Here is a 21,187-nt window from a genome sequence, read left to right as displayed (position 1 = left end):
TTAGTGTGAAATTTATTTTTGTTTCAATTTTTTAATTTGTAGTTTATTGTATATTTTGTATTATGTATAAAATTCAAAATATAAATTGAAGTGTTATCGATATTCGCTATTTAAGTAATAATTTTATTGTCTGGTTGGTTTTGGTGATATTTTTAGGCATTACCTGTCAGGACCAGGAAAATACTGGAAAGAAAGGGGAAGAAATTATTTCCGGAGAAGGGGATAGTTCGATCATAACCATCAATGTCGATATACCTAAAATAGATACCTTTTACGAATTGAAAAGCGATCAGATCTTATCTAGCGATACGGTTTGGGTGGGGGAAGATGTCCCGATTAAGAGAGTTGATCAGGTATTGAAAGCAAAAGATCAATACATTGTTTACGGTTATGCCAATAATGGTATATACACTGTTAATTCAAAGTCTGGGGAGGCCAAAAGAATAGTTGAAAAAGGAAAAGGCCCACAAGAGATAATGTCTGTTGCCGATATGGTTTATGATTTAAATGGAAATCATTTATTGGTTGCTGATCAATATCTTAAAAAAATCAATCGATATGGTATCGATGGTGAATTCCTGGATATTTTTCACATGGATCCTCCTGTGAGATACCTTATAGGTTTAGAAAATGGAATATATCTCTGCTCAACCAACAGTAGACAAGCAAATGAAGAGTTTATTGGTAGTTGGAAGCCTGGAAATCCTTTGAAAGGAATTGATTTTAAGGAGGAATGTACGGAGGCAGTAAAGTTTTCTAGCTATAATAAATTTTCAAAGTACGATGGGAATGTATTCGTTACAAAATCGATGGATAAACAGTGCAATTTTGTTTATAAATGGAATCAAAGGGATAGCCTATGGTCACCTGGTTACAAACTTATGTTGCGAAAATTCCTCGACGAGGATGACGAAAATATTAACATGAGATTATTAAGATTTATAAAAATCTCTGACGAAGATGTTTATCTGGAACTCTTAATAAATAGATTTCTTGTGAAATTACTATACCATATCCCCAGTAAAACAGGAAAAGCGTTCCGGTATTTTTCGATACAAAATTATGCGCTTGAGCATGTGGGGGAGACAATAGATAATAATTTACTTCTTACTAGTTATAAGTTAAAGTCCACTTTGTCACGGGATGAAAATATGTTTTATATGCAGGCACCACCTCCTCCAGGTGGCGGTGGAGTAGTATACGAAACGGATCATCCAATAATTCTGGAAGTGAGTTGGAATTAATCCCACAGAGTATGAAAGAGGACCGGTACGTATTTCTTATTTTCTTCCTTTTTCTCCTTTCCTGTGGTACGTCTGAATCAGGTGACGATACAAAATTAGATCCCACCCAAGTAGGGAAAAAATCAATGACCTATCGCATAAAGCCAAAAGTTTCAGGGATTGACACATTCTTTCAAATAGAAGACCAAAACATCCTTTCAATAGATACCTTACCTGTTAGCGTTGATATGCCCATCAAAAGTGTAAACAGGATAGTCAGGGCAAAGGGGCGGTATTGGATTTACAGTTACAGCAGTAGCGGGGTTTTTGTTTTTGATAATTTCTCGAAAAAGGGAAGACAAATTGCACAAAGGGGCGATGGACCAGAGGGGATTCTATTGGTAAGCGATTTGTCTTTTTCTCCGGCAAAGGAGAAAATTTTTGTCGTTGACCCGCATTTACGGAAGGTAAACAAGTACAATTTGGCAGGTGAATTGGAAAGAACTATTGCAGTAGGTAATGAAGTCCGGGAAATGGAAAATTGGAAAGGAGGAAAGGCCTTTATTCGGGAAGTGAACAGGGGGGAAGAAAGTAAAAACCAAATCAAAGTAGGAAGTTTTGATAATGGATTTGAAACCATAATTTTACCTGGGCATATTCCTCCTCATTCGGAGGGCTTTTCTTCAAATGCATTGTCTTCATATGGTGGAGAAGTTTTTTATACCGCGATGACGACTTCTTATACATGTTCAACATGGGGATGGGATAGTGAAAATGAGAAGTTTGAGTTAATCATTGAACTGGATTTGACTGATTTTTTATCTGAAGAGGGTAATGCAGAAACGACGTTTCAGTTATCCGGTTTTTGGAGAGTTGCCGATTCAATTTGGTTATGGCAATTTTCTGATAGTGAAAATTCCGTTTACTATTATCATCATTTGAAAAGAGAATATGGAAAAGCTTTCAGGACTTTTTCTTCAGGCGGTTTTACAGCGGATATTGTAGGAATGACAGCGGACGGAAACCTACTTTATACGCTCAATAAGAGAAAGTCTTCGTTTATCGATTTTTTGAACTGGGATAAAGGTTTTGTACCGCCTTCACCAATGCAGACACTGTATGATACAGATGATCCGGTAATACTGGAAGTGAAATTAGAATGAGGACAATATGATTGAAATGTAGAGAATTAAATATTTTTATACATAGTATAAAAGCTGTATAATTTAATGTTATGGAAAAAAATATAGATATAGACGAAGTCACATTGACAAAGTTAAAAGCCATCTCAGCATTTGAAAATCTGAGTGTTAAGACTCTTATGGAAAAGGCCATCCACATTTTTGTAGAGGATATGGAAATGAAATACATAAATGCAGTGTAGGAAGAGGAACATGAAGACTTAGGACTTTTATTTTTAATTGAACAGGTGGACTTGTAAGAACCCGGTAGTAAAGAAGATTTTTTTAAGGCACTTCGCGGGAAATTGAATTGATGCTATCTGATGTAATCCTTAAATATATACCTATGAGAAAAGTAAAACTAACATTCTTTCTAGTTGTTGTTACTTTTTTTACTGTCGAAAATCATCTGCATAGTCAGCTACTTACATTCTATCCCTTTAATTCCACTATAGATACAATGGATATGTCCCCGGGCATAAAAGGACCTTATTATTCTTATGTAGGAGAGTATAGAAAAGCGCTCAGTCTCCTGGAACTAGATCCAACGGTTCGAAGAGAGCACCCATTAAATACTATTGATAGCAGTTACCTTAAAGGATTTCAAGCCCAATTGGCCAAAAAGTATATCCTGAAAAAGGCAGATAATAAACAAATCATGATCTTCAATGAAAATCACGGTAATTCCAGGCATAGACTATTTGTAAAAAGTATACTCGAAGAATTATATGATTTGGGGTATCGTTCCCTGGGCCTTGAAGGTTTGTCCCGATTCCCTCCTGGAAATGAAGAAAATCTCAACTCGCGGGGATATGAAATTGTAAATCCCAAGCTTCCTTTTATTGGTTATACCGCAGAACCCCAATTTGGGGAGCTCATCCGTGAAGCGTTGAGTATAGGATACTATGTTTATTCTTATGAGAGAGTACAAGGCGACTTTGAAGGTGAAGTAAATCCCTATTCTGAGAGAATGTTGCTCACGAAAGACATACAAGCCCGAAATATCGTGCGAAAAATCTTCGATAAGGATCCGGATGCTAAAACGATTTTGTATTGCGGCTGGGGGCATTGCATCGAATCCGAGCAACAATGGTCCCACAATTACGGGAAATCCAAATGGATGGCTTCATTTCTGAAAGATCTGACGGGTATCAATCCGTATACGGTTAATCAAGCACTACTTTCCGAACGTTTTAAATTTTCTCCCAATCCCTTTTATTCATTGTTAGAAGAAGAGAGAGAAAATTTGCCTGGAGAAGGAAGGGGTGAGCCATTAGTTTTTGTCAATGAAAAAGGACAGGGCTTTAACCCTAATTCTTATTTTTCTGTAGACTTGTATGTATATCATCCCTCGACAAAGTATATAAATGGCCGTCCGGATTGGTTAACTTATCAGGAAAATCACGAGATCTATCCGCTATCAGGCCTGGAAATTGGTGGTACTTCATTCCCTCTTAAAGTAATAGCCCAGGTTGCTGGGGAAGAAAAAATGGCTATTCCTGTAGATGTAATGGAAGTAAGAAATGAACAAGAACTGATTTCGAAAGCTTTGGTATTGAAAGAAGGAAGAAAATACAGAGTTTCCATTTTTTCTATGGAGGGGAAATTAAAAGATTTCGAAGTTGATATAAATTAATTTTTATTGATCCGGAAAGTAAATCGTCCTAACAAGGTTATCACTTCTTACTCCTAATATGAAATTTTTTGTCAGGATTAGTGTCGAGTCAATGGGTTGTTAATTTTTATTTTTTGTCAAAGTGCAGATTATTATTTTATTTTTGTCATTTTATGTGAAATCGGTAATCCTTTGAATATTCCGGTAAAGTAGGATTATCCGATGATTATATAATTGACAATTAAGATGAGTATATGAAAAGGAACAATTACGTTCTGTTTTTAGCGACAACAGCCGCCCTGGGTGGTTTTTTGTTTGGGTTTGACACTGCCGTAATTTCAGGTGCTGAGCGGGCCATTCAAGAAGTTTGGGGGTTAGATGACCTGAGTCACGGTCTGGCAGTAGCTATGGCTTTATACGGAACGGTAATCGGAGCTTTGTTCGGCGGTATTCCTGCGGATAAATACGGACGTAAGAATGCACTCCTGTGGATTGGTATTTTGTACCTGGTATCTGCAGTAGGATCCGCATTGTCTCCGGAAGTTTATTCCTTTATGGCATTTCGATTTATTGGTGGTTTGGGCGTGGGTGCATCTTCGGTAGTCGCCCCGATGTACATAAGTGAAATAGCACCTGCCGGCAGGCGGGGCCAATTGGTTGCGCTGTATCAATTTAATATAGTATTTGGAATATTAATTGCTTATTTTTCTAATTATCTAATAGGGACAGCTGAAATTCCTTCTGATTGGCGTTGGATGTTGGGAGTCGAGGCAATACCGGCTATAGTTTATAGCGTATTGATCTTTAAAATTCCAAAAAGTCCACGATGGTTAATTGCTAAAAAGAAAGCCTTTGATGAAGCAAGGACTATATTGACTCGAACCGACCCGGAGGGTGTAAATGCATCTATGGAATTGGCGATTAAAGAGAGTAAATCGATGAAATTGAAAGTAGGGTTTGGTGCTTTGTTTACCCGTAAATATACAGCTACGACAATCCTGGCTATTCTAATGGCCTTTTTTAACCAATTGTCTGGTATAAACGCCATAATTTATTTTGCTCCCCGGATTTTTGAAATGGCCGGAATTGCTACTGAAACAGCATTAATATCTACTGTAGGGATCGGTTTTATCAACATACTGGCTACTTTTCTGGGGTTATATCTTATTGATCGAATTGGTCGGAGGAAATTAATGTTTATAGGGTCTATTGGTTATATTGTTTCGCTTTCACTAATGGCATACAGTTATTTTGGAGGCGCTATTGATAGTTCTTTACTACCGTATTTTGTCTTTATTTTTATCGCATCTCATGCCGTAGGTCAGGGGTCAGTGATCTGGGTATTTATTTCTGAGATTTTCCCTAATGAATTACGAGCCTTTGGCCAATCGATTGGCTGCTTTACCCATTGGATTTTGGCGGCTATCATTGCCAATGTGTTTCCACTATTTGCAAATACTTTTGGAGCGGGAAAGATATTTGCCTTCTTTGCCTTTATGATGGTTCTACAATTGCTTTGGGTGCTTTTCAAAATGCCGGAAACAAAGGGGCGTTCATTGGAAGAAATACAAAGTGATTTGGGAAAATAGAGTTGTAGCCCAAGGAACATTTTAATTTCCATGGATTCGCCACAAAGTGAATTTTGTGCGTACGAGTAATTTACCCTACGAATATTGGGTTGCCTATTCTCCTACCGGATTCTAAGGGGATGGCTGTTTTTATATCATTGAACCTTATGATTATCCAAAGAATTCCCAGAGGAGTACCTTCCCAGGCATGCCTTTGATGGGCTTGAAAGGGATGCCTATTGGACTTTATATATTGTTATTCAATTCCAGGTTAAGTATTTTTTACCAAATCCACGAATCGGTCAATTTCTTCTTTATTGTTGTAGATATGTGTGGATATCCGGATTGAATTTAATCCACTTTCCGGCACTACTCGGATTCTAAAGTCATTTTGAGAAGCATATTTATTAAATTCCAGGTAATCCATGTTTTTTAGTCGGAAACCGGTCATGGAGATTCTGGACTCATTCTCTGTTGGCGTTAACATCTCCACTTTACTATCCAACTCCAACAAGCTGTTTTGCAAATAGGAGGCGAGTTCTTTGACCCTGGCTTCTATATTCTTTTGACCTATGTTCATCATAAAATCGATAGCTGAATCGACTCCGGCATAAACAGCTGCATTTTGTGATCCATAATCATATCGGTGGGCCGTAGGCACGTATCCATTAATCGTTGGAGGGGTAGCGTAAAGATCCCAGCCGGTGTCAGTATACCCCCCGACCCAGTATGCCTGTACCCGATCGAGATGTTCTTCTTTGATATAAAGAAATCCGGTACCATTGGGCCCTAGCATCCATTTATGACAACTCGTTGCATAGGTGTCACACCCCAGTTCCTTGAGGTCAAGGTCAAAAGTTCCTGAACCGTGGGCCCCATCAATAGCAGTAAAAATATTTTTGTTGCGCGCCAATGAACATATTTGTTTGATAGGAAGTACTAGGCCGGTTGTACACGTGATATGGGGGATCGCTATAACCCTGGTTTTGGCAGTGATCATACTTTCAATTATTGCAAGATTCTCTTCTGCGGTTTTGCCGGGTTCAAAGGGCTTTAATACTATACCATGTAATTTGGCACGGTTGAGCCAGGGAAGTGCATTGCCGACGTGTTCTTGTTTGGAAATAATTACTTCGTCTCCTTTTTTCAGGTCCAATCCCCAGGTGACAATATTAATCCCTTCTGTCGTATTATGTGTTAAAGATATTTCTTCGGGCTTAACTTTGACATATTCTGCTATTTTTTTTCTTGTTTTTTTGGTAGAACCGTATTCTCCCCGGGTATTGAAATCTTTTAGTTGTTCGTTTATGGTTTCTAATACGGGATAAGGTGAAGGGCCAAAGGTTCCATTGTTGAAATAGACTCTGGACTTTTGAAGAGGAAAAGAAGCTCTGACTGCCTTCCAGAATTGTTCAGGGGATCTTGACAGAGAATAATTCTCTATTGTATTAAAGGATTTATATGGAAGGATAGGGACTGTAAGTCCGGCAGTAAACTTTTTAACAAAATTTCTTCTCGATTTCATTTTATTTTCAAATTTTCTTTCATTTAGTAATAGAGTGGATTTTTATAGAAATTTGAAATTTCCTTTTACCCGAAACGTTTGACATAAAAAACGTGAAAAGATTTGACTGGCTTTTGGGGAGAAAAATGGCCACAAAATTTATATTGAAGCCTTGCTCCGGACAGAGTTGTACCTTTTACGCCCCTTGAAAAAGGAATTTACGGTTCCTTATTGATACTATTTTAATACGGTCTGGGCGGACTATTTCTCCGTACTACTTTCGTTTTTGTTCGATACAAAGACTCTGTGTTCATAAAATCAACCGGTCAATCGTAAGCGCCACGAGTATAAAGACGCTAAAATTACATTTTATAACTAATAAAAAAAAAGTTTAAAGAAAGTAGTTAGTGTAATAACAATATTCAACTTTCGATATGAATAGAGACTGCTTAATTAAAAGCCTTCTACCTTTTAGCCAACCAATCTTTCTATATGTGATAAAAGTAACCGTTTGTACCCGGGAAAACCCTTTAATTTGAGTAAACAAAAATTAAAAATTATGGGATTATTAAGTTCATTATTCGGATTGGGCCAGGATGTAGAAACTATAAAGGAATTGAAACAAAATGGTGCTATAATAATAGATGTCAGATCAGCACAAGAATATAGTCAGGGCCATATTTCTGGTTCAAAGAATATTCCGTTAAACCAATTAAAAAGTGAAATTGGAAAGTTAAAAAAGGAGAACAAACCGGTCTTATGTTGTTGTGCCAGTGGAAATAGAAGTGGCATGGCAGTTGAGATTTTAAAAGCAAATGGATTGCGCGCAGAAAATGGTGGAGGCTGGAAAAAATTGAAGGAGATTATTTCATAGAATTATCCATGGTAAAATTGTAAAGCTTTTGACAACACCAATGCTCCTTGCTTGTAGAAAACCACTTTTTCTACAGTGGGCGCAAATACAATTGATAGTTATCAGAATTAGATGAATATTCAGGATTCTGGTAGCTTGACAATAATGGGATTCAACTTGATAGTGTGTGAATACCTTGGAGGGCTTTACAGTCCCCTGTAGGAAGACGGTTTACTTTTCAGCGGTACAGATTACTGAAATACTAAATAACATATAAGCTTGAAGGAGAGATTTGTATTTACTGAGTTCCCACCCCTTGGTTTAACCAGTGAAAACCTGAGGTAAACGCCATCTACATCCGTCTCCCTGTCTATCTGACAAGGATAGTAGTAGGAAGTAGGTTACTAATAAACATAGGGTTCAATACAGGGTTTGCAAAGCCCTATGTTTATTATATTTCTTTCATCATTCGGGAACAAAAGTAAACTGTTGAACAGGAATTCATTATAAATCCTGCATGGTATTTATTTTCAAAAGGAAAGCAAAATTCAGAGCGATTTCTTTTAAATAGTCAAAGCGTCCGGATGCTCCACCGTGACCATAATCCATATCGGTTTTAAGTAACAAGAGGTTATTATCTGTTTTGAATTCTCTTAACTTAGCTATCCATTTAGCAGGTTCAAAGTACTGAACTTGACTGTCATGTAGGCCAGTAGTTACCAGTATATGTGGATATGCCTGCCTTTTTATATTTTCATATGGTGAGTAGCTCTTAATATAATCATATTGTTCCTTAATATTGGGATTTCCCCATTCATCGTATTCATTTGTTGTGAGGGGGATGGTTTCATCAAGCATGGTGTTGACCACATCAACAAAGGGTACTTGAGCTATTATCCCTTTCCACAGTTCAGGGGCCTCATTCGCTATTACTCCCATCAACAATCCACCGGCACTTCCACCCTGAGCATATAATTGGGAGGGGTGGCAATATTTTTGATTGACTAAATATTTGCCGCAATCTATAAAATCATTGAAGGTGTTTTTCTTAAACTCCATCTTGCCATTATCGTACCAACCCCTTCCAAGGTCTTCTCCTCCGCGGATATGCGCAATAGCAAAGACAAACCCTCTATCCAGCAGTGAAATTCGCGTGGAACTAAATCCTGGATCAATGGTTGCACCATACGACCCATAGCCATAAAGTAAAAGGGGGAACTTTCCTGTTTTTGTAAAATTGCGAGAATATACAATCGATACAGGTATCTTTTTCCCGTCTCTGGAGGGGACTTGGATTCTTTCCGTTTTATAATTTTTAGGATCAAAATCACCCAGAACTTCCTGTTGTTTTAGTAGTTGAACTTCCCGATTCTGCAAGTTGAATTGAAATACGGAAGAAGGAGTGGTCATTGAGGTATAGTGGTAACGCAAATAGGAAGTATCAAATTCTAAGTTTTTTGAAGGTCCGGCGGTATAGGCGGGTTCATCAAAATCGAGGTAATAACTTGAGCTGGTTTGGCGATTTTGAATTCGGATTTTAGTCAAACCATTCTTCCTTTCGGTGAGAACGATGAAGTTTTTAAAAACATTAACATCACTCAATAGTGTATCTTTGCGATGAGGAATAAGTTCTTTCCAGTTTTCCACAGATGTTTTGTTCAAAGGACATTCCATTAATTTGAAATTCTGGGCGCCTTTGTTTGTTAATATCAAAAATCGATTTTCAAGTGCAAATACATGATATAATACCTCTTTCATTCGAGGTGTAAAGATTTGAGGAAGGAGTTCAGGATCGTCGGCCGGAATATATCTAATCTCTGAAGACAATGTGCCTCCGGAGTATAATAGAATGAATTTACCAGTTTTTGATTTTCCAATTCCGATATAATTTGTAGGGTCATTTTCCCTGTAGACGGTTACATCTTTCTCCGGATTATCTCCTACGTTATGACGCTTGATTTTTTCAGATAGCAATGTATCCTGGTTATTTTCTACATAAAAAAGGATTTTCCCATCACTACTCCATACGGTTTGACTATTTGTATTTTTAATACCTGTATTAATTAATTCACCGGTTTTCAGGTTTTTAATGAGGATTTGGTATTGTCTTCTCGAAAGGGTATCCAGACCAAAAGCCAGTAAAGTATTGTCCGGGCTGATATTAAATCCTTTCACTGCGTAATAAGCATGACCATTCGCCATTTCATCCACATCCAAAAGAATTTCTTCTTCGGAATTCAGGTTCTTTTTCTTCCTACAAAATTTATAATATTGTCGGTTATCTTCAGTCCGGGTATAGTAATAATATCCGTTTTTAAACCAGGGGGCGGTTTGGTCCGATTCTTTAATTCGGGACTTCATCTCGTTAAAAAGTTCACGCTGAATATTTTCAGTATCCTTCATTATAAATCGGGTATATTCATTTTCTTCTTTGAGATATTCAATTACTTGATCAGCATGGGGACCTTTCTTGAAATAATCGTTGAGCCAGAAGTAGAGGTCTTGCACTTTGTCGCCATGGATATCCCGTAGGTGGGATATTTGTTTGGCCCGGGGGGGCGTCATATTTTGTTTTTGATTATTGTCGTCCATACTTGAGTATTTAATTGGCGAATATAACAAGAAGTTGGAAATCTATGTGACGGGAATTCGATGCTTGATGCTCATTGGCCTCTATACTAACTGATGTGATTGTTATTTCATTTTTGCTGGTTTGAAACTTTAGTATTTAAATTATTTAAAATGTTATGCCGAAATGTAATAGATTTTAAAAATATGATTATCAGCTTAATATAAAATGTCAGGTTTTTGTCCCATTAATTTTTAGTAAATTTTAGCCTTTGTTTAATATTTTACGGATTCAAATAATTAGTAATTTTATTAGCCAGCTTACTACAACCAGATTAACCTCATACTTAAACTCAATTTTTAAAGGCGGGATAAATCAAGTCGTTTGGATTTTTTGAGTTCTTCGTCCTTATATTTATGTAAGCTGAAAACATTAAAATTTCATGAATCGGTTTGGTCATTTCTAATATACCAAACCGGTTTTTTTGTTGAATGTCTTTATTAATATAAAAATGAGGCGTTGATGAATACAGTATTAAGAGATCTATTGCTGAAAAATAAAAATTATTGAGATGAAATTGTTTTTTAACAAAGTTGATTTATAGTTATTTACTAAAAATTTCTATTATGCAGAAGATTTATAAATGGTCTCAAATCTTACTACATAATGGTGTTTGATATCTTATAATTTAAGTTTATTAACCATCCTCTTTAGAGTGGAAGTATTATAAAATGCTTCCTACAATCCAGAAATTCCAAGAACTGAAAACTAGGTGAATGAAGAATATTTACGTCTGTGATAAAAGAGTTGTACATGTTTTATTGGACGAACTTTGTACTTTTTTGACAAGATTGACTCTTGTACTTTTTCTTTTTGTAATTGCCCATTCGTCGATGGCAGATGAAATATCCGGAAATTCTTTCTTAACCCCATTACTTTACAGGTCGAATAATCCTTCCTTACCCATTATGGAAACGGTTTTCTGGACCGATGACTTTGAAAATGCCACATCACCTTCCTCAGGTACACGGATCCCTTCAAACACTGGAGGGGGAATGGAGTCATATTTTAAAAGGGCGATGAATAGCGACCTTGATCTTTCGACTTTATCGGATGGTAATTATTCCAATATCGAAGGCTCATATTTTTGGGCAGGCGAGGATCATGACGAAGCATTTGGTGTAGGAGAAGAAGTACAGGAAATTCTATGGACGGTTGATATTTCAGGAAGAACCAACTTATTATTTCAGGGGAATTTTGCAGCTCAATCCGAAAACCAGGCCTGGGATCCCGATGATTATATCATTGTAGAGTATCAGATAGATGGTGGGGGGTATAACGCACTTATTGCTTTTTATTCTAATTCTTCCCTCGATAAGCAACTAGCTGAAGATTTTAATGGGGATCAAATTGGAGAAGGAGAGATATTGACAAAGAATTTTACGGAATTTCAAAAGACGATAAGCGGAACCGGTTCTGCATTGCAATTGAGGATCCGTGTACATTCAAATAGCTCCTCCAATGAAGAATGGGCCATTGATAATTTTCGATTACTGGAAAATGCGGCAAATAATTATCCACCGGAGGCTTTATTCGTATCGATGGCCGGTAATCCCACTACAGGACAAGTCTTGACAGGAAACTATATCTATGTGGATGATGATGCGGATTCGGAAAGTGGAAGTACTTATCAATGGTATCGGTCGGATGATAATATGGGAACCAATAAGATACCAATTGGAGGAGCAATGAATATAACCTTTGCATTGACATCCTTCGATGAAAATAAATACATTAGTTTTGAAGTGATCCCGAATGATGGGGCCGACGCGGGATTACCAAATGAAAGTATGCTATTGGGACCGGTACAGCCCATAGCGGGAAGCGGGGAAATACTTTACTGGCAAGATAATTTTGAAGATCCTTCCAGCCCCAGTAGTGGAACACGAACCCCAAGTGAAAACGGAGGAAGTTCAGATTCTTATTTTAAAAGAACTACTAATTCGGATATCAATACCTCTACCGCTTCTGATGGTGAGTATACAAATATTGAAGGTTCCTATTTTTGGGCAGGGGAAGACCACGATGGTGCTTTTGGCTCCGGGGAAGAAGAGCAGAATATAGTATGGTCTGTAGATATAACCGGACAGCAGGATTTAATATTCCGTGGTTTTTTTGGAGCTCAGGGCACCTTTGCTAATTGGGAGAATGTAGAATTGGGATTTTCCAGTTCTGATTATATTGTATTGGAATACAGGATTGACGCAAGTGCTTATCAAAGGCTTATCGCTTTTTATGCGAATAATGCCACGGATCGATTACTTGCGGAAGACACGAATATTGACGATATCGGTGACGGAATTGTTTTGAGTAAGGCTTTTCAGGAATTCGAGAAAAATATTCCGGGTTCCGGTAATACCCTGGATCTGAGATTAAGAGCTTCTTCCAATGGTTCAAATAGTGAAGAATTGGCAGTGGAAAATTTCAGACTTTTTGCCATGGCGCCCCCAACTGTCATTACCCCGGATGCGAATAATATTCTCTATGTTGATAAAAATGTCGATAAAAGCGATCCCAACTATATAGACGGAGCGGGCAACAGTTGGAAAAACGCCGTAACCGAACTCGCCATTGCCCTCCAATGGGCTCGCGAACAATACGATGCGGATAACAACTGGCTGGACAATGACAGCCTGCAAATATACGTGGCCCAGGGCAATTACAACCCCCTGTACAACGCCGAAGACGGCAATTACGATCAAAACGGCAACCGTGACAACGCCTTTGTAATGGTAAAAAATGTACAGCTTTACGGCGGTTTTGACCCTGGAAACGGTATTACCGACCTGACCGACAACCGTATCCTACCCACATTAAATGGAACACAAGGAACCATCTTAAACGGCGACCTTAACGGTGATGACGGTCCCGATTTTATGAATTATAATGACAACGCATACCACGTAATGCTCGCCCCGACCTCAGCCGACGGTTTTGTGGTGAATGGAGTAACCATAAGAGGGGGCAATGGCGATGGAGGAAGCGCAGATATGAATGTATCAGGCAGCACCTTTATCCGCCAGCGCGGCGGTGGACTGTACAATCAGGCCACCGGTACGGTAGTCCATACTAAAATTAGCCACAACCAGGTTAAAAACACAGGTGGTGATGATGTTTACGGAGGCGGAATACTTAGTACTGGAAACACAGTCTACTCCCACTTGATACTTAATGAAAACCATAGTGATGATTTCGGGGGTGGAATGTTTACCAATGGAGGAAATATTTTACTGACCAATAGTTTGATTGTGGGTAATACCGCCACCGAGGGCGGTGGTACGCTTAACATCAATTCTTTTCCCACTCTCCGCAATGTCGTCATATTCGAAAATACTGCCAGTGGCAACGGTGGTGGAATATATAACAGCTATTTTTCTTCCTCTACCCTTACCAATGTAACCTTCTCCGGAAATACGGCCCACAGAGGCGGTGGGATATATAATGATATTGCTGAGACCGAAATATACAATAGTATTTTTTGGGGAAATGTGGCAATCGATACTGCTAACGAAATTTACGACATTGAAGCCTCTACATTTGTTGTATCCCACAGCATTGTACAAGGAGGCTATACCGGAACCAATAATATCGACGCCGATCCGCTTTTTGCCAATCCTGCCAATGGTGATTATAGCTTTCTGGCCGGAAGCCCAGCCGTCAATACGGGGGATAATACGCTTTATACCAATGCCGGCGGCGATTTACAAAATGATTTGGACCTGGCGGGCAACGGCCGGGTATATGATGTGGCCAATGGCGGTGTCATCGATATGGGGGCCTATGAATTCCAGACTCCATTGAATGTGTGCCCAGTTGGTATTGCATATGTAGATAGCATAGCAACCGGGGCGAATAATGGTACCTCCTGGGCCAATGCCTTTACCGACCTGCAGGATGCGTTGCAGGCGGTGCGTGAATGTTCGGATATGGATAGCATTTTTGTAGCAAAAGGAACCTATTATCCCACTCCGGATGGTATGAATCGGGACAGTTCTTTTGTGATCCCGGATAGCGCCGTAGTGTTGGGAGGGTTTCCCTCGGGAGGAGGAATGTTAGCCGATCGGGATTGGGAATTAAATTTAACGGTTTTAAACGGCGATATTGATCTGAATGGAGCATTAAGCGGTAATAGTTACCACATTGTAGAGACGATCAACGTGGATTCTGTTACTATTGTTGATGGTTTTACGATTACCGGAGGAAATGCCGATGGAGCCTTTCCTTTGCCTTCTACGGGCGGAGGCTGGTTTAATAACGGAATGGGGAATGGTAATTCTTCCAATCCCACGATACGGAATTGTAAAATCACCGGCAATAATTCGTCTACACATGGTGCGGGACTATATAACGACGGAAGGAGCGAGGGGGATGCCTCTCCCATTATCGAAAATTGTACTTTTTCCAATAATACCGGAGGTCTGTTTGGGGGCGCTATATTTAATAATGCGGTAGGTGGAGCAAGTTCTCCCCGATTCCGGGATACCCGGATCATAGACAATAGTTCTGCAAATAATGGAGGTGGGGTTTGTAATTTTGCCAATAATGGGACGAGTTCTCCTGTTTTTATTAATTGTCAAATTTCCGGAAATCAAACGAACGCATCAGCCGGTGGGATATATAATTATGTGGATGGAGGCGGTGTAAGTTCCCCTGTCTTGATCAATACTGTTGTCTCGGGAAATTCGGCAGGCACCGATGGAGGGGGAATGTATAATTATGCCCTGAATGGTGAAAGTGCTCCCAAGGTAATAAATTCTGTATTCTCGGGAAATAAAGCTGGAATTAACGGAGGAGCCATGTATAATTATGGTGCAGGAGGGATTCCGGAAATTATTAATAGTATTTTTTATAATAATGACGGTTCAGAAGGTGAGACATTTGCAAATTTCAATAGCGGATTTGCTGTTGTGGAATATTCTTTATTCCAGGGGGATTATACGAGTCTCAATGGCAATTGTACGAACTGCATAGATACTTCAGGTGGAGGGAATTTATTTTTAGAGGATCCTTTGTTTGTCAATGCGCCTTTAGCTTCAGCAGCACCTACAGCAGAAGGAAATTTTCGGGTTCAGGTTTGTTCTCCGGCAATTAATGCAGGAGATAGTGCTGCGAATATGGAACCGGAAGATGCGGATGGGTATGGACGAATTTTTGGTGCTGAGATTGACATGGGGGCCTATGAATTCCAGGCTCCGGGTGGCCCGGCGCCTCAGCCTGTGTGTCCGCCTGACTTTTTTGTATGTTTTGGAGCTTCCGCTGTTTCATTGGTCACGGACCACCCCGGACAACCAGGTGGAGGGACTTTTTCGGGGCCGGGAGTCGCGCTGGATAGTTTTTATGCTGTAAATGCCGGTACTGGTATGCACGAAATTACCTACACCTATACGGACGGAAATGGTTGTGTAGACTCCTGCAATTTTGTGATCACAGTAGGTGAAGAGACTGTAGTGACTTGCCCGGCGGACTTTAGTATAGCGGGCAATGCGGCTCCAGTGGCCTTAACGGGAGGCGTACCGGCCGGAGGAACTTTTTCCGGGCCTGGAGTATCGGCAGGGATGTTTGATCCTGCACAGGCCTCAATGGGATTGAATGAGATTGAATACACGGTAATGGACGATAGTTCTTGTGTGTTTTCCTGTACATTCATGGTGACAGTGACGGCGGCTGTGAATGCCGATTATGAGGTGACGACGAATGATAATGAACTTATAATAACCGATATTTCCGGGAACGGGGATACGTTGACTATGTCTGAAAACGGAGCCAATGTTCGTTTTTTTGCTACCGGTCGGACGTATTCCTTAGACAGCGGACCGGTGCAAAATCTGCCTGTGGATGTAGCTTTGGCGGGTACGGATACGATCCGGATCCGGGCAGCGGCAGGAGATGATATGATTCAGATCGATTCTTTTACGTCACTATTGCCCAGTCTGGAAGTCAGCGGAGGCGGAGGCGATGATCAGGTTCGATTTATCGGTGACCTTTCTTTTATGCCGGATGCTCATTTGACGGCGGATCTGCAGGCAGATGGGGCTACACCGGGTGAAGACCGGATTGCGGTAACCAATGGTACGGAAATACGGTTGAGTGGTAGCGGACGTCTTACTTATAAAGTGTCGCGAAATATTGAAGTGAATGGTGCCACTTCATTAGTTTCTGCCGAAAACGGTGATATTGTAATGGAAGCCAATCAGCAATCCATTCCCACATCCGGGAATTTTCACGGTATCTACATTAATGGTTCAACTATAGAGTATACCGGAACCGGGAATATATTCCTGAAAGGTCGTGGCGGAAATAGTGGTTATCCTACTGGAATATGGTTGAATAATGGTAAAATTATCGGGGGAGCAACTGGATTAGTGGATATCGAAGGAATTGGGAGAATTGGTGGTGACGAAAGTTATATAGTTATACCTGCTGTCTATCTTGCAGGAGGCGAAGTGAAGACTACCGGGGCGGACATCCGGATAGAGGGTACGGGAACGGAGACTTCGGGCGGACATGGTAATAGAGGAATTTATAATGGAAGTTGCCTGGTCAGCGCCCGGAATTTGGGAAATGTCACCCTCATCGGAAGCGGGGGAATGGCTTCCGGAAATAGCAATGAAGGGATTACGATACTTGGTAGCGGTGCCATTGTGGAGAGTGAGGATGGAAACATAGATATCACCGGAACAGGGGGTGGGGCCGGGAACGGTGCCGGGAATTATGGAGTGCATATAAATGGGATTGGCCTGGTCCGGTCTACAGGTACTGGCCATATCAATATATATGGAGAAGGTGGAAAGGGTACAGGAGATAATAATACCGGTGTGCGATTATATGGAAATTTGGCGGATCGCGTCATTGCCAGCGCAGGAAGTATAACGATACATGGAGTCGGTGGTGGCAGCGGTACTTCCGATGAAAATCACGGGATCTCCAATTTAACGGCGAGCAAAGTGGAAACTGCTTCCGGAAGTAAAATAGAATTTATCGGAGAAAAGGGAGTGGGCGAAAACTCGGCTTCCATCCTTCTGGACAATACATCACAGATAAATGCCCTGGCCAATACAAGTCACATTCTATTCCGGGGAGATAATATGCGATTTTCCGGAGGGATCGTTAATACACCGGATTCGGTAACTATAAAACCTTTTACCGAAGACGGTAGTGTGAATATAGATTTGGGAAGTACGGCTGATCCGCTCAACGGTCCCTTATCTTTAGCAGATGCGGAGCTGGATCGTGTCAGTGCAGGACGGTTGATTATAGGCAGTGAAAATGCGGATAGCATTGTAATTTCGACGGATATAAGTAGAAATACGGCCACAACTATAGAGCTGATCAGCGGGAGTGATATTATTTTTTCCGGCGGTGGAGTCCAGACCGGTGGCGGGACATTGTTGCTTCATCCGGGGGATTCGCCGGCAGCAGTGTATCCCCGGTACGATGGAAATGATGTGAATGCTTCTACTCTTTCTTTTGCTAGTGATATTGCTATTGAGGTCAACGGTACGGTGCCCGGAAACGGAATGGGAGGGACATATACCCAGTTGGAGGTTATAGGTAGTGTGGATCTTACCGGGGATGACCTGGTTCTTACAGGCAGTTATGTTCCCACCGGCGGAGAGTCATTTGTCATCTTATCTAATGACGGTAGCGATGCTGTTGTCGGGACCTTCAACAGCCTTCCGGAGGGAAGTATTATTCCCAATTTCCTGGGAAGTGGTCTTGATGCCTTGATTTCCTATACAGGAGGGGATGGTAATGATGTAGTTGTAACGGTGTTGAATGGCTGTCCCGTATCTGGAGTGGTCTATGTAGATAGTACAGCTTTGGGGTTGAGTGACGGTACTTCCTGGTTGAATGCTTTTACCAATCTTCAGGAAGCATTGGAGGCTGTAAGGAATTGTCCGAATGTAGATAGTGTTTTAGTAGCGGAAGGTACGTATTATCCTACGCCAGATGATATGGACCGGGGCAGTTCGTTTGTTATACCGGATAGTACGGTGGTGATGGGCGGTTTTCCTTCCGGGGGAGGATCTATCGAGGACCGGGACATGCAATGTGAATTATTCCCTACTGTATTAAGTGGTGATATTGATAGAGACGGAACACTAGATGGTAATAGTTATCATGTAGTTCGCACGACGAACGTAGATACTACGACAATAGTGGATGGATTTGTAATTACAGGAGGAAATGCCGACGGAGTGAATCCTGATATTGTTGGTGGAGGTTGGCTAAATATCGGAAGTGGTAGCGACAACCGTTCCAATCCAAAAATTTTAAATTGTAAATTTATAGATAACAATGCCAACTCACATGGTGGGGCATTATATAATGATGGTCGTTCCTCGGGAAATGCTTCACCAATAATACGAAATACTAGCTTTCTACAGAATACAGCAGGAGTCTTTGGAGGAGCTATATTTAATGGCGGACTCAATGGCATCAGCTCGCCGGTTATTGAGAATTGTATCGTTACGGATAACTATGCGGGAAACTTAGGTGGTGGGGTTTTTAATTTTGCAAATGGAGGTGTTAGTTCTCCTTTAATATTGCATTGTAAGATATCGGGAAATAGTGCCCAAGCATCAGGAGGTGGAATGTATAACTATGTAGATGGCGGCGGAGAAAGTTCTCCTGAGATTATCAATTCCATTATTTCCGGAAATAGTGCGGGAACATCAGGAGGTGGGTTATATAATTATGGGCAAAACGGAATCAGTTCCCCAGTAATTATAAATACAGTTTTTGCCAGTAACAATGGAGGCAGTCAGGGGGGTGCCGTGGTAAACACTGAAATTGGTGGAGAAAGTTCACCTGTGATTATAAACAGTATTTTCTATAGAAATGAAGCCAATCAGGGGGACGTTTTTTATAATTTCGGACAAAATATTAATGTATCAGCTCAGTATTCATTGTTCCAAACTAATTACATCGGGCTAAATGAAAACTGCAATAGCTGCGTTGATGCACCCGCTGCCACTAATAAATTCGAATCGGATCCTTTATTTGCTTATTCTCCTTTAGCATCTGCAGCACCTACGGCATCGGGAGATTTTCGATTGATGCGCAATTCACCCGCTATTGATATGGGGTTGAATAATCCGGTTACTGTAATGGAGGATCTGGACGATTTGTCAAGGGTATTCAATGGTACCGTAGATATAGGTGCATATGAATGGAGGGAATATTGCAAACAAGATACGGTGTACCTGGATGAGAACGGGGAAGCCTTGACAAGTATTGAAGAACTGGATTTAATTGGCGACCTTCCATCCTTGACGAATTGTGTATTGGATACGGTTGTGGAATTAGTTCAAACGGAATTTACCTGTGAAGATACGGCTGGATTATATAATATTTATTTGATAAAACCTCTAAGTTTTGGAATGTCCGATACGTTGTTTAGATGTGAGGATACGATCTGGGTTTTGGATACGATCTCTCCGAGGATTGGATTAATCGATACAACCTTGTATGTGGGAGCGGATTGTATTGCAGAGATGCCGGATTTGAGCGAGTATGGAATGGACAATTGTGATGTGGATACGGTAATTCAGAGTCCGGAAGCGGGTGTGTTGATCAATGCCGGCATGATGGAAGTAGAATTGTCAGTGATCGATTCGTCAGGGAATCAGCGGGATACGACGTTTGTGTTAGAAGTCTTGGATACGATCTCTCCGACGATTGGATTAATTGATACTACCTTGTATGCAGACGCGGATTGTAGTTCGGCAATGCCGGATTTAAGTGGATATGGGATGGATAATTGTGCGGTGGATACGGTAATCCAGAGTCCGGAAGTGGGAATGGTGATACCCGCGGGAATGACCACAGTAGAATTGTCTGTCATTGATTCCTCTGGTAATAGCACTGATACAATGTTTATCTTAGAGGTCTTGGATACGATCTCTCCAAGGATTGGATTAATCGATACAACCTTGTATGTGGGAGCGGATTGTAGTGTAGGGATGCCGGATTTGAGTGGGTATGGGATGGATAATTGCCTGTTAGATACAGTCATTCAAGTTCCGGCAGTGGGTGAAGTTTTGTCAGCAGGATTGACAGAAGTGATGTTAACGGTGTCGGACTCCTCGGGTAATACCACGGATACAGTATTTATGATGGAAGTATTGGATACGATATCCCCGACCTTTGATCCCGTTCCTGCGGGTATGGATACGGTATATGTCGATGTGTCCTGTACAGGTGTGATTGAAGACTATTCTTCCTTGGCCATGGATAACTGTGGGATCGATTCCGTAATGCAAATTCCCGATGCAGGTACTGAAGTAATGCCGGGGCTGCTAGATATTGTGTTGGAAGTATGGGATCAGAGTGGTAATAGCACTGATACAAGCTTTACGATAGAAATACTGGATACAATCTCACCGGTGATTGCTATGGAAGAAGTGGAATTGATGCTGGATAATGAGTGTATGGCGACGATGCCGGATCTGAGCAGTTATGCCTCGGATAATTGTGGAGTGGAGCGTTTTATACAGGAGCCGGCTGTTGATGAGAACCTGGGCCTACCGGGAACAATAGTAATGGTTACGCTGACGGCAATAGATTCGAGTGGAAATGAAACGATAGAAACCTTTGATATAGAGGTACAGG

General features: G+C 40.6%; 9 protein-coding genes. 7 read left to right on the top strand and 2 right to left on the bottom strand.

Annotation, left to right across the window (positions count from 1 at the left end):
• Nucleotides 1-143: 143 nt before the first annotated feature.
• From LVD47_RS15775 to LVD47_RS15755, 5 genes are all read left to right on the top strand, one after another.
• Nucleotides 144-1,244, top strand: a complete 1,101-nt coding sequence (locus tag LVD47_RS15775) for a 6-bladed beta-propeller (protein ID WP_236978825.1) — start codon at nt 144-146, stop codon at nt 1,242-1,244.
• An 11-nt stretch (nt 1,245-1,255) separates the two neighbouring features.
• On the top strand, nt 1,256-2,386 hold the full coding sequence (locus LVD47_RS15770; protein WP_236978622.1) for a 6-bladed beta-propeller: 1,131 nt from the start codon (nt 1,256-1,258) through the stop codon (nt 2,384-2,386).
• A gap of 71 nt (nt 2,387-2,457) precedes the next feature.
• Nucleotides 2,458-2,607 carry a hypothetical protein gene (locus LVD47_RS15765; RefSeq protein WP_236978621.1) on the top strand — a complete coding sequence of 50 codons (150 nt, stop codon included), beginning with the start codon at nt 2,458-2,460 and terminating at the stop codon, nt 2,605-2,607.
• 143 nt (nt 2,608-2,750) lie between these two features.
• Complete coding sequence (locus LVD47_RS15760) at nt 2,751-4,040, top strand: hypothetical protein (RefSeq protein WP_236978615.1); 1,290 nt, start codon at nt 2,751-2,753, stop codon at nt 4,038-4,040.
• A gap of 233 nt (nt 4,041-4,273) precedes the next feature.
• Complete coding sequence (locus LVD47_RS15755; protein WP_236978612.1) at nt 4,274-5,608, top strand: sugar porter family MFS transporter; 1,335 nt, start codon at nt 4,274-4,276, stop codon at nt 5,606-5,608.
• Nucleotides 5,609-5,858: 250 nt separating this feature from the next.
• On the opposite strand, the gene LVD47_RS15750 is transcribed toward LVD47_RS15755, so the two are convergent.
• Nucleotides 5,859-7,112, bottom strand: coding sequence for an aminotransferase class V-fold PLP-dependent enzyme (locus LVD47_RS15750; RefSeq protein ID WP_236978610.1), 1,254 nt, complete (start codon nt 7,110-7,112; stop codon nt 5,859-5,861).
• A gap of 538 nt (nt 7,113-7,650) precedes the next feature.
• Between LVD47_RS15750 and LVD47_RS15745 the strand changes: the two genes are divergently transcribed.
• Nucleotides 7,651-7,965, top strand: coding sequence for a rhodanese-like domain-containing protein (locus LVD47_RS15745; protein ID WP_236978609.1), 315 nt, complete (start codon nt 7,651-7,653; stop codon nt 7,963-7,965).
• Nucleotides 7,966-8,448: 483 nt separating this feature from the next.
• Here the strand turns inward: LVD47_RS15745 and LVD47_RS15740 are convergent, their stop codons facing one another.
• Entirely contained in the window at nt 8,449-10,536 is a 2,088-nt protein-coding gene (locus LVD47_RS15740; RefSeq protein WP_236978600.1) for a S9 family peptidase, read from the bottom strand.
• Nucleotides 10,537-11,289: 753 nt separating this feature from the next.
• Between LVD47_RS15740 and LVD47_RS15735 the strand changes: the two genes are divergently transcribed.
• Nucleotides 11,290-21,187, top strand: a 9,898-nt coding sequence (locus LVD47_RS15735; RefSeq protein WP_236978598.1) for a choice-of-anchor Q domain-containing protein, incomplete at its 3' end; no start/stop codon positions are given.

Origin of the sequence: Membranihabitans maritimus (assembly GCF_021729145.1) — a bacterium.
In the GTDB taxonomy this organism is placed as follows: Bacteria; Bacteroidota; Bacteroidia; order Chitinophagales; family Saprospiraceae; genus Membranihabitans; species Membranihabitans maritimus.
The sequence above is the reverse complement of the archived record's forward strand: the minus strand, read 5'-3'. Positions and strand labels throughout refer to the sequence as shown.